Here is an 11762-nt window from a genome sequence, read left to right on the forward strand (position 1 = left end):
TGCCCGCGCTGCCGGCCGTCGCCGCCCGCGCCCCGGCCCCGCCGTCGGACGCCCGGCTCGCCGATGAACCCGCCCGCCACGATCTGACGCGGGAACAGTTCTACTTCGTGCTGCCCGACCGCTTCGCCAACGGCGACCGGTCCAACGACCGCGGCGGGCTGACCGGTTCACGTGAGCGGACCGGTCTCGACCCCGCCGACAAGGGCTTCTACCAGGGCGGCGACCTCAAGGGGATCACTGATCGGCTCGACTACATCAAAGGGCTCGGCACCACCGCCATCTGGATGGCGCCGATCTTCAAGAACAAGCCGGTGCAGGGCACGGGCGACGACATGTCGGCCGGCTACCACGGTTACTGGATCACCGACTTCACCCAGGTCGACCCGCACTTCGGCACCAACGCCGAGCTGGAGAAGCTGATCGACAAGGCCCACGACAAGGGCATGAAGGTCTTCTTCGACGTCATCACCAACCACACGGCCGACACCGTCGACTACGCGGAGAAGAAGTACGGCTACCGCCCCAAGGGCGCCTATCCCTACCTCGACAAGGACGGCCGCCCCTTCGACGACCGCGAGGGCGTCAGCAGGGTCGACGCGGACGCGTTCCCGTACACACCCGCCCCCAAGGCGGGCGAGAAGAAGGTCCCGTCCTGGCTCGACGACCCCACGATGTACCACAACCGGGGCGACTCCACCTTCGCCGGGGAGAGCTCCGAGTACGGCGACTTCGCCGGGCTGGACGACCTGTGGACCGAGCGTCCCGAGGTCGTCGACGGCATGGCGGAGATTTACCGGAAGTGGGTCCGTGTCTTCGACATCGACGGTTTCCGCATCGACACCGTCAAACACGTCGACCTGGACTTCTGGACCCAGTGGGCCACCGCGCTCGACGCCTACGCCGCGAAGCGCGGCCGCGACGACTTCTTCATGTTCGGCGAGGTCTACTCCGCCGACACGGCCGTCACCTCGCCGTACGTGACGCGCGGGCGGCTCGACTCCACCCTGGACTTCCCCTTCCAGGACGCGGTGCGCGCGTACGCCTCCCAGGGCGCGTCCGCCGAGCGGCCGGCGAAGGTCTTCGCCGACGACTACCGCTACACCACCGACAAGGCCAACGCCTACGAACAGGTCACGTTCCTCGGCAACCACGACATGGGCCGCATCGGCACCTTCCTCAAGCAGGACAACCCGGACGCCGGTGACGCCGAGCTGCTGAAGCGGGCCCGCCTCGCCAACGAGCTGATGTTCTTCTCGCGCGGCAACCCGGTGATCTACTACGGCGACGAGCAGGGCTTCACCGGCCCCGGCGGCGACAAGGACGCCCGCCAGAGCCTCTTCGCCTCCAAGACCCCCGACTATCTGGACGACGACCAGCTCGGCACCGACCGGACGCACGCCTCCGACGCGTACGACCCCACGCACCCGATCTACCGTTCCATCGCGGAACTGTCGAAACTCACTGCGCGGCACCCGGCGCTGCGGGACGGCGTACAGACACAGCGGTACGCCGCCGACTCGGTGTACGCGTTCTCCCGCACCGACGCGCGTGAGCGGGTCGAGTACGTCGTCGCCGTCAACAACGCCGGCACGCCGAAGACCGTTCAGGTGCCGACCGGATCGGCGCGCACCGACTTCCGTGCCCTGTACGGCACTTCGGGCACCGTACGCACCGGGGCCGACGCGAAGGCCGAGGTCACCGTCCCGGCTCTGTCGGCGGTCGTCCTGCGCGCCGCCGCACCGCTCCCGCAGCCCGCGGCCAAGCCCTCGATAACCCTCGAAGCCCCGGCGGCCGGGGCCACCGGCACCGTCGAGATCACCGCGGACGCCGACGGCGGGCAGCTGGGCCGCGTCGTCTTCGCCGCCCAGGTCGGCAACGGCAAGTGGCGCACCCTCGGCAGCGCCGACCACGCCCCGTACAAGGTCACCCAGTATCTGGACGACGACGTGGCCGCCGGAACGCCCCTGCGTTACAAGGCGGTTGTCGTCGACAGCCGGGGCCGTACCGCCTCGGACCTCGCCTCCTCGACCGCGGGCCGGGCACCGGCCCCCGAGCCGCCCACGGCCGTCGAGCGCGAGCACGCGATCGTGCACTACCGGCGCGCCGACGGGGAGTACGACGGCTGGCAGCTCAAGTCCGGTGTGAAGACGGCCGAGTTCACCGGCCGTGACGCCTACGGCGCGTTCGCGTGGGTCGACGTCACCGAGGGCGCCTCCGCCGTCCCGTACACCGTCGTCAAGGACGGCACGGCGGACGGACCCGAGCGCACCGTCGACCTCGCGAAGACCGGCGAGGTCTGGATCGAGCAGGGCGAGGACGGCCAGAGCGAGCGGGCCCCGGACGGCGCCTACCCGCCGCAGGACAGGACCAAGGCCGTACTGCACTACCAGCGGGCCGACGGCGAGTACGACGGCTGGGGTCTGCACACCTGGACCGGCGCCAAGGACCCGACCGACTGGGCCAAGCCGCTGATGCCGGTGAAGGAGGACGCGTACGGCGTCACGTACGAGGTGCCGCTCGCCGAGGGCGCCACGTCACTGAGCTACATCCTCCACAAGGGCGACGAGAAGGACCTGCCGTCCGACCAGTCGCTCGACCTGGCGACGTACGGCAACGAGGTCTGGCTGCTCGGCGGACGGCCCAAGTATCTGCTGCCGACCGCCGGGGCCGTACCCACCCCGGACCTCGGCAAGGCCGAGGCGCAGTGGATCGACCGGGACACCGTCGTCTGGAAGGTGAAGGCCACCGAGGCCACCAGCCAGCAACTGGTGTACGCCCCGGACGGCGGTATCACCGTCGAGAAGGGCGCGCTCTCCGACGAGGGGCAGTGGCTGCGGCTCGCCCCGGGCACGCTGAGCGACGCGCAGAAGACCAAGTACCCGCATCTGAAGGACTTCCCGGCGTTCACCGTCGACCCGCGCGACCGGGACAGGGTGAAGGAGTCCCTGCGCGGCCAGCTCATCGCCACACAGCGGGCCGCCAACGGGGCGCTGCTCGACGCGACCGGCGTACAGATCCCCGGCGTGCTCGACGACCTGTACGGCGCGGACGCGACGCGTGCCTCGCTCGGCCCCGTCTTCCGCAAGGGAAGCCCCACGCTGTCCGTGTGGGCTCCCACCGCGCGGCGTGTCGCCCTCGAACTCGACGGCAGGAGCGTACCGATGCGGCGGGACGACCGCAGCGGCGTCTGGTCCGTCGAGGGGAACAAGAGCTGGACGGGCAAGCCGTACCGGTACGTGGTCGACGTCTTCGCGCCGACCGTCGGGAAGATGGTCACCAACAAGGTCACCGACCCGTACTCCACCGCCCTGACCACCGACTCGGCACGCAGCCTCGCCGTCGACCTCACCGATCCGGAGCTCGCCCCGAAGGGCTGGTCGACGCTGAAGAAGCCGGCGGCCGTCCCGATGCGCGACGCGCAGATCCAGGAGCTGCACGTCCGCGACTTCTCGATCGCCGACCGCACCTCGGACCACCCCGGCCGCTATCTGGCCTTCACCGACACCGGGTCGAAGGGCATGAAGCACCTGGCCGGGCTGGCCGACGCGGGGACGAGCTACGTCCATCTGCTGCCCGCCTTCGACATCGGCACCATCCCGGAGAAGAGGACCGACCAGCAGGAACCCGCCTGCGATCTGTCCGTGTACGCCCCCGACTCCGACGAGCAGCAGGCGTGCGTCGCCAAGGCGGCGGCGCAGGACGGCTTCAACTGGGGCTACGACCCGCTGCACTACACGGTGCCCGAGGGTTCCTACGCAAGTGACCCCGAAGGCACCAAGCGCACGGTGGAGTTCCGGCGGATGGTGCAGGGCATCAACGGCACCGGCCTGCGGACCGTCATGGACGTCGTCTACAACCACACCGTGGCGAGCGGCCAGGACCCCAAGTCCGTACTGGACCGGATCGTGCCCGGCTACTACCAGCGGCTGCTCGACGACGGCACCGTGGCGACCTCCACCTGCTGCGCCAACACCGCGCCCGAGAACGCCATGATGGGCAAGCTCGTGGTGGACTCGATGGTCACGTGGGCCAAGGAGTACAAGATCGACGGCTTCCGCTTCGATCTGATGGGCCATCACCCCAAGGCCAACATCCTCGCCGTGCGCAAGGCGCTGGACGCGCTGACCGTCGCCAGGGACGGCGTCGACGGTAAGTCGATCGTCCTCTACGGGGAGGGCTGGGACTTCGGCGAGATCGCCGGGGACGCGCGCTTCGTCCAGGCCACGCAGAAGAACATGGCCGGCACCGGGATCGCGACCTTCTCCGACCGGGCGCGCGACGCGGTGCGCGGCGGCGGCCCCTTCGACGAGGACCCGGGCGTCCAGGGCTTCGCCTCCGGACTGTTCACCGACCCCAACACCTCGGCGGCGAACGGCACTCCCGCCGAGCAGCGGGCGAGGCTGCTGCACTACCAGGACCTGATCAAGGTCGGTCTCAGCGGCAATCTCGCCGGCTACTCGTTCACCGACACCTCAGGCCGCACCGTCAAGGGCTCCGAGGTCGACTACAACGGATCGCCCGCCGGATACGCCGACGCGCCCGGCGACGCGCTCGCCTACGCGGACGCGCACGACAACGAGAGCCTCTACGACGCACTCGCGTTCAAGCTGCCGCGCGCCACACCGGCCGCCGACCGGGCCAGGGCGCAGGTGCTCGCCATGGCGACCGCGACGCTCACCCAGGGACCGTCGCTGTCCCAGGCGGGGACGGACCTGCTCCGTTCCAAGTCGCTGGACCGCAACTCCTACGACAGCGGCGACTGGTTCAACGCGATCAACTGGGACTGCCGGGACGGCAACGGCTTCGGGCGGGGACTGCCGTTCGCCGCCGACAACGAGGACAAGTGGCCCTACGCCAAGCCTCTGTTGGGGACCCGGGGCATCGCGCCCGGCTGCCCGGAGATCTCCGGCGCCTCCGCCGCGTACCAGGATCTGCTGAAAATCCGCACCACGGAGGCGGACTTCCGGCTCACCTCCACCGGCGCCGTCCAGTCGGCCCTGTCCTTCCCGCTGTCCGGACCCGACGAGACACCGGGAGTCATCACGATGCGCCTCGGCGAGCTGGTGGTGGTCTTCAACGCCACCCCGGACCGTGCCGAGCAGCGGGTCGCCGCGCTCGCCGACCGCGCCTACGGCCTGCACCCCGTGCAGGCGTCCGGCTCGGACGCCACGGTCAAGAAGGCGTCGTACGAGGCGGATTCGGGCACCTTCACCGTGCCCGCGCGGACGGTGGCGGTCTTCCGGGCGGGCGCGTGAACGGAGGGAACACGGAAGGGAAGGTCCGGTGACGGACCCGACCGAATGACAGAACCAGTCCGATTCTGACCGGTTCTCACCACGGGTGGCAGTCGAGGTCCTCAACTGGGCCAGACTGTCCCCCGTGGTGGGACACCTTCCCGAAGAGACGACCAGTTTCGTCGGACGCGCGACCGAGCTGGTCACCGTCGAACGCGCCCTGCGGACACACCGATTGACCACACTCACCGGCCCCGGCGGCATCGGCAAGAGCAGACTCGCGCTCCGGGCGGCGGACAGAGCCGCCGAGCGGTTCCCCGACGGTGTGTGGTGGGCCGACCTGTCGCCGCTCACCGACGAGCGGCTGCTGCTCGTCACCGTCTCCGACGCCGTCGGACTCTCCGACCACACCCTGCGGATGCCCGTCGAAGCGCTCTGCGAACGGCTCGCCGACCGGCGGGCACTGCTCGTACTCGACTGCTGCGAACGGCTGGTGCACCCCTGCGCCCAGCTCGTCGCCGACCTGCTCACCGCCGCGCCCGGCCTCACCGTCCTCGCCACCAGCCGGCAGCCGCTCGGCACCGCCGGCGAGGAGCGCGTCGAGGTGGCACCCCTGCCGCTCGACGGCGACGACGAGAAGGGCCTGGCGCTCGCCCTCTTCCGTGAGCGCGCCGCGACGGCCGTGCCCGGCATCTCCCTCGACGAACCGGCGACAGCGGCGGCGGCCCAGGAGATCTGCCGCCGTCTCGAAGGCATCCCGCTCGCCCTCGAACTCGCCTGCGCGCGCCTCGGCGAGAACAGCGTCGAAGAGATCGCGGAACGGCTCACCTCCCGACTCGACGTCCTCACCGACCGGACCGCCTGGCCCCGGCGCCACCGCGCGCTGCGCACCGCCATCGGCTGGAGCCACGAACTCTGCCCCCCGCCGGAGCGGCTGCTGTGGGCCAGGCTCGCCGTGTTCGGCGGCGACATCGAGGAGGCCGACGCGCGCGCCGTCTGCGCCGGCGGCCCGCTCCGGGCCGACGACGTCACCCGCGCCCTCGCCGGACTCGCCGACCGCTCCGTGATCCGGCGCGACGGCACCCGCTACCGGATGCTCGACACACTCCGCGAGTACGGCGCCCTGTGGCTGGCCGAACTCGGCGAGGAACGCGCACTCGCCGACCGCCACGCCACGCACTTCGCCGCGCTCGTCCGCGAGGCGCACGCCGGATGGCTCGGCCACGACCAGGTCGCCTGGTACGGCAGGATCGCCGACAGCCACTCCGAACTGTGCGCCGCCCTCGACCACTTCCTCGCCACGGACCCGGCGGCGGCCCAGGAGATGGCGGGCCGGGTCGGCTTCTTCTGGACCTGCTGCGGCCACCTCCACGAGGCCAGGATCTATCTGGAGCGCACCCTCGCCGTCCATGACGCCCCCGGCCCGGACCGCACACGCACCCTGTGGGCGATGGGGCTGACCGTCATGCTCCAGGGCGACCACGAGGAGGCGCACCGGATCGGCGAACGGTGCGTCACGGCCGCCTGGCGCGACAAGGACCCCGAGTCCACGCTCTCGGCGGCGTACCTCCTCGGGCTCACCTCGCTCATGACGGGCCGCACCCGGGCGGGCCACACCGTGGCCGACCGCGCGCTGCGCGCCGTCGGCGGCGGCGGCTTCTCCCACCCCTCCGAACTGCGCTGCCGGCTCGTCCGTGTCTTCGCCCTCACCGGCCTCGGCCGGCTCGACGAGTCCGCCGCGGAGGCCGCCGCCCTCCGCGAGGAGTGCGCGGCGCGCGGCGAGTGCTGGACCCGCTCGTACGCCGACTACCAGCTCTCCCTGATCCACCTGCTGAGCGGCCGACCGCACGAGGCGGAGACCCACGCCCGCTCGATGCTCGCCGGCAAGCACCAACTGCGCGACAGCTTCGGCATCGCGCTCGGCCTCGACCTGCTGGCGGCGGCGGTCGCCGCCCAGGGCGACGGTGAGCGGGCCGCCCGCGTCTACGGGACCGGCCAGGCGTACTGGGACATGGTCGGCCACCCCCAGCGCGGCACCCCGGAGTTGGCGGCGGTCCGCGCGGAGTGCGAACGCCGGGCCCGCGAGGCGGCGGGCGACCGGGCCTACGAGGCGGAATTCCGGCGGGGTCTGTCGGGGAACAGCGCGCAGGGTCTGGCGCGGGCGCTGCGGGGACCGCTGCCCTGACCGGCGCGATTGCGCCTGCGTACCGTCTGCGCACCGCCAACGCTCGTTTCATGCACGGGAGTTGCCGGAACTTGTTGCGGTATCCGGCGGAGCGTGAACCCCGCCGGACGGGTAACCCGGTAGGTATGACGTCCACCGACGTGAAACCAGAACCCGAACAGAGTCAGGGCGGCACCCGGGGGTCGCGCGTGTCGCGAGCCCCCTGGTGGATCAAACTGCCCGCCGGACTCGTGGTGCTCGTCGTGCTGATCGGGATCGGCGGCAGGCTCGATCTCGTGCCCGGCTTCGACGACGTGTTCGGCGAGAAGACGAAGGACCGCACGGGGCCGACGCTCCTGAAGTCCATCCAGGACCTCAGCCGGTACCAGGCGGCGTCCGGCAACTTCCAGGTGGTGGTGGACCTGGAGAAGGACGCCAAGTTCCTCCCCGACACCATCAAGGGCAGCCGTACGCTCTACGTGGGCGCGGGCAGCGTGGGCTCGTACGTGGACCTCGGCGGGATCGGGGACGAGAACGTACAGGTCAACAAGGAGCGCACCACCGCGACACTGCGGCTGCCGCACGCCCAGCTCGGCAAGGCCACGCTGGACGCCGACCGGTCGTACGCCGTCTCCAAACAGCGCGGGCTGCTCGACCGGCTCGGTGACTTCTTCTCCGACAACCCGGCCGACGAGCGCGCCGTCAACAAACTCGCCGCCAAACACATCCAGGACGCCGCGAAGGACAGCGGACTGACCGAGCGCGCGGAGAAGAACACCACCAGCATGCTGCAAGGACTGCTCACCTCCCTCGGCTTCAAGGAAGTGACGGTGGTCTACGGGGAGGCGGGCTGACCGCCGCTCCCCGTCGGCGGGTGCCTAGGCCCTGTCCGGCGGATCTTCGGGGGCCCGGAGCGCCTGGCACTGCACCTCGCCGCGTTGTCGGACTCGTCCAAGTACGTCCAGTACGAGCACGATCCTCCGCCTTGCGATGCACCGCACCGGACGCCCCGGGCTGATCCCCGAAGATCCGCCGGACAGGCCCTAGGCGGTGCGGGGTGCCGGCAGAGGTGCCGCTATCGGTGCCGGCTGCCCGGGCAGCGTCGCCGCCAGGGCCGTCAGACGGGCCAGCAGATCGCCGAACGGGCCGCCCGGCGGCTCGTCGGCGAGCACCGGCAGCAGGATCCGCGCCATCTCGTCGTCGTACGCCGCGCTCACCGCGGCCAGCGCGGCGAAATCGTGCACCAGCTGCAACTCCAGCTCCCCGCGCGGGATCCGGCGGCCGTCGAGCCACAGCAGCGCCGTCGACTCCGCGAGCGACACCCAGGAGCGCACGACCAGCTCCAGCCGGGGCGGCGGTGACTGGACGGAGAGGTGGGACAGTATCTGCTCGTACGCGGCCTGCCGCACCTCGTCGATCATCGCGTTGGCCGTGGACGAACCCACGGCGGGGCCGCCCCGCATCAGCGCGAAGAAGCCGGGGCCGTGCTCGTCGACGAAGTCGAAGAAGCGCGTCATAACCCGTAGCAGCCGGGCGCCGAGGGGGCCTTCGCGCGGTTCCGCGAAGCGCTCGGCCAACTCGTCGGCGGCCCGCCGCAACGCGGCCTCGTACAGCGACTGCTTGCCCGGGAAGTAGTGGTAGACCAGGGGCCTGGAGATGCCGGCGGCCGCCGCGATCTCGTCGATGGAGACATGATCGGGCGAGCGGTGGCTGAACAGTTCCAGCGCGACACCGATCAGTTGCTGGCGTCGCTCTTCGACGCCCATTCTGCGTCGGACCCCGGTCGTCATATGAACAGCCTAACCGTCGGTGGTTGAAGCCTGTCGGTTACGCTCGCCGACCATGAGCGCATCTGACCAGGAAGAGGTCACCGAAACGCCCGAATCGCGGCCGGAGTCGAAGCCGGAACCGGAGGCGGAGTCCGGGGCCCGGGGGGAGACGGAAGCGGAGGCGCCGGAGAGGTCGGACGCGCCGGCGGGGGACCGGGAGAGCGGGTCGGAGAGCAGGCCGGACGCCGGGCGGGACACCGGTGTTGGCGGTCCCGCGGGCGCCGCGGGCTCCGAGGGCTCCGCGCACGGCGACACCGCGGAAGACGACGCCCCGCACGACGACACCGCCCTCACCCCGCGCCAGGCCCGCCGTCTCCGTGTCATCGTCGCCTCGGTCCTTCTGGTCGCCATGGCCGGGCTGTTGGCGGTACGGCTCGCCAACCGCGGCTCCGTCCTCGTCGTCGGGCTCTACGGGCTCGCGATGATCCTCTGCGGCGTCGTCATCGAACTCAGCAGGCACGGCCGCACCCGCCTCGCCACCTGGGTACTCGGCGTCGGCCTCGCCGCGACGCTGGCCACCGAATGGCTGCTCCTGCCCTGAGCCCGGACCACCACCGCCGCCGTGACCCGGGCGGTGCCGTCACCGCAGAGCGCCCACCCGCGTGCCGTCGGCCAGCCGCCCGTCGAGCTCCGCCCGGTCACCCGGCTTCGCCGGTACGGCCAGCAGCCGCCCCCGCGCGTCGCCCGTGACCCCGCCCGTCGTACGGACGGAGCGGAACTCGCCGCCGCCGGCCGCCAGTACGTACCACCGGCCGCCGCGCGACTTCCACAGCACGCCCGCCAGCACATGGGGCTCGCGCGCGCCGCACGCCGCCGTGTCCTCCGCCCGCGCCGCGATCGCGCCCGGCTGCGGGGCACCGGCGTTCGCCGACGGCGCCTGGAACTGCGCCAGCACCCTGCTGTCCGTACCGCGCCACGTGTCGGCGCGGGTGCACACCCACCGCGCGCCGCCGTTGGACTCGGGCAGCAGCTGACTCGCGTACTGCCAGGAGTTCACCGTCCGCACCCCGTGCGAGCGCACCGCCGGCAGCAGACACGCCGTACGCGCCCACGCGGCGCGCGCCGCCTCGCCCGACACGTCGGCGGGCGCCGACGGCGGGCCCGACGTGAGCCGGGCGGGCGTGAGTTCGCCGAGGTCGGTCAGCAGCCGTACGGCGCCCGCGCCACCGCCCGTGGGCCTCTCCGCCACCTCCAGCACGTCCCACGCCCCGCACTCCCGCCTCGCGCCCGGCGCCGGCAGCGGGTCGGTCACACCGTCCGCGCCGCGCCGCAGGGGAACCGCGTCACCGGCCGGGTCGAGCAGATCGCGTACGGACGTCGCCGTCACCCAGGGCGCCGTCAGATAGCGCACATTGCCGTCCGCGCGCCCGGCGACCAGCGCGTACGTCGCCGGGGCCGCGCCGGGCGCGGTGTCGGCCGCCGCCCCGTCGACCCGGGCGAAGTCCAGCGCCACCGAGCCCGTGCCGGTGCGGGGTTCGGCGTACCGGGCGATCCGCAGACCGTCGTACAGCAGCACCACCCGCGCCCGGTCCACCTCGCCCGCGTACAGAAGCTGGGCAGGTCCCATGGGCGGTCCCACCGGCGTCGCCGGTGTCGACGAGACCCGCACCGACGCGCCCGGTCTCGCCCAGACCGCCAGCGCCCGGCGCAGCAGCGGCCGGTCGGCGGCCAGCGCGCCGCGCGTGGGCCACACGGAGAAGTCGGTACGGGACGACGCCTGCCAGGCGTTCGCCGGTACGCGCCGCACCTTCGCCGGGTCCAGGGCGGCCTCCGCCGCCGGGTTGCTCGCGTACGCGGGTGCTGCGGCGCCGTCCGCGCCCCAGCCGCCGCCCGGCAGACCGACCAGCGCGCCGCAGACGGCGACGGCGGCGACGCCCGCGACGGCGGCGCGCGCGTGCTGGCGCCGGCGCAGCAGATCGGTGGGGCGGGCCTGGAGCGAACAGGGGTCGTACTCGGGGGACTCCAGCAGCGCCACGCCCTCCGTACCGATGCCGTCCGCCTCCACGAGCGCGGCGTGCGGATCCTCGACCCCGGCGGCGGCGAGCAGCCTGCGCACGTCCGTGTCGGTCAGCCCTTCCAGCCCTCTCAGTACGAAGGCGGCCCTGGCGCCGCCGGAGAGCCCCGACAGACGCCGGTCGAGGGCGAGTTCGTCGGCGCCCCCTGAGCGCGGGAACAGCCGCAGGCCCCACACGTGCGGCAGCAGCGGCGGCAGCTGGGCGCGCCGGGGCCACGCCGCGCGGCGCAGCGTGCGCCCCGCGTCGAGGGCCTGCCGCAGCACCCGGCCTCGTACGTAGGCGTATCCGCCGTCGGCGGTGGCCGCCGCGCGGCCGCGCGGCAGGGAGCGCTGAACGAGGGCGTGCGCGGTCAGCACGCGCCGGTTGCGCCCGAGGGGCGGAGGCAGCACGAGATAGGCGAGCCGCGCCAGCCGCTGGTAGTGCTCGACGAGGACGGCCTCGGCCTGTTCGACGTCGACGGTGGCGGCGGGACCGGCCGTGACGGTGTCGTGTGGGGGCACGCCCAGCAGAACGATCCATT

The 11762-nt window shown here is 72.3% G+C and carries 6 protein-coding genes; 4 read left to right on the forward strand and 2 right to left on the reverse strand.

Annotated elements, in window-relative coordinates; genetic code table 11:
* The first annotated feature begins 8 nt into the window (after positions 1-8).
* The 3 genes from pulA (at position 9) to GXP76_RS29785 (ending at position 8252) form a co-directional block, all read left to right on the forward strand.
* Positions 9-5255, forward strand: a complete 5247-nt coding sequence (gene pulA / locus GXP76_RS29775) for a pullulanase-type alpha-1,6-glucosidase (RefSeq protein WP_242574728.1) — start codon at positions 9-11, stop codon at positions 5253-5255.
* Positions 5256-5382: 127 nt separating this feature from the next.
* Complete coding sequence (locus tag GXP76_RS29780; protein ID WP_242574729.1) at positions 5383-7419, forward strand: NB-ARC domain-containing protein; 2037 nt, start codon at positions 5383-5385, stop codon at positions 7417-7419.
* Positions 7420-7544: 125 nt separating this feature from the next.
* A complete protein-coding gene (locus tag GXP76_RS29785; protein ID WP_242574725.1) occupies positions 7545-8252 on the forward strand; it encodes a DUF4230 domain-containing protein in 708 nt (235 codons plus the stop codon).
* 189 nt (positions 8253-8441) lie between these two features.
* On the opposite strand, the gene GXP76_RS29790 is transcribed toward GXP76_RS29785, so the two are convergent.
* A complete protein-coding gene (locus tag GXP76_RS29790) occupies positions 8442-9188 on the reverse strand; it encodes a TetR/AcrR family transcriptional regulator (RefSeq protein ID WP_242574726.1) in 747 nt (248 codons plus the stop codon).
* Between the two features lie 52 nt (positions 9189-9240).
* Here GXP76_RS29790 and GXP76_RS29795 point away from each other — a divergent pair, with 52 nt between their 5' ends.
* Complete coding sequence (locus GXP76_RS29795) at positions 9241-9768, forward strand: hypothetical protein (protein ID WP_242574727.1); 528 nt, start codon at positions 9241-9243, stop codon at positions 9766-9768.
* A gap of 39 nt (positions 9769-9807) precedes the next feature.
* Here GXP76_RS29795 and GXP76_RS29800 read toward each other — a convergent pair whose 3' ends face one another.
* A complete protein-coding gene (locus GXP76_RS29800; RefSeq protein WP_277993975.1) occupies positions 9808-11751 on the reverse strand; it encodes a hypothetical protein in 1944 nt (647 codons plus the stop codon).
* Between the last annotated feature and the right edge of the window lie 11 nt (positions 11752-11762).

It is taken from the genome of Streptomyces sp. NP-1717, assembly GCF_022695985.1.
In the GTDB taxonomy this organism is placed as follows: Bacteria; Actinomycetota; Actinomycetes; order Streptomycetales; family Streptomycetaceae; genus Streptomyces.

Coding starts and splice junctions, on each gene's coding strand:
- GXP76_RS29785 (WP_242574725.1), top strand. CDS start 7,545: ATGACGTCCACCGACGTGAAACCAGAACCCGAACAGAGTCAGGGCGGC.
- GXP76_RS29790 (WP_242574726.1), bottom strand. CDS start 9,188: ATGACGACCGGGGTCCGACGCAGAATGGGCGTCGAAGAGCGACGCCAG.
- GXP76_RS29795 (WP_242574727.1), top strand. CDS start 9,241: ATGAGCGCATCTGACCAGGAAGAGGTCACCGAAACGCCCGAATCGCGG.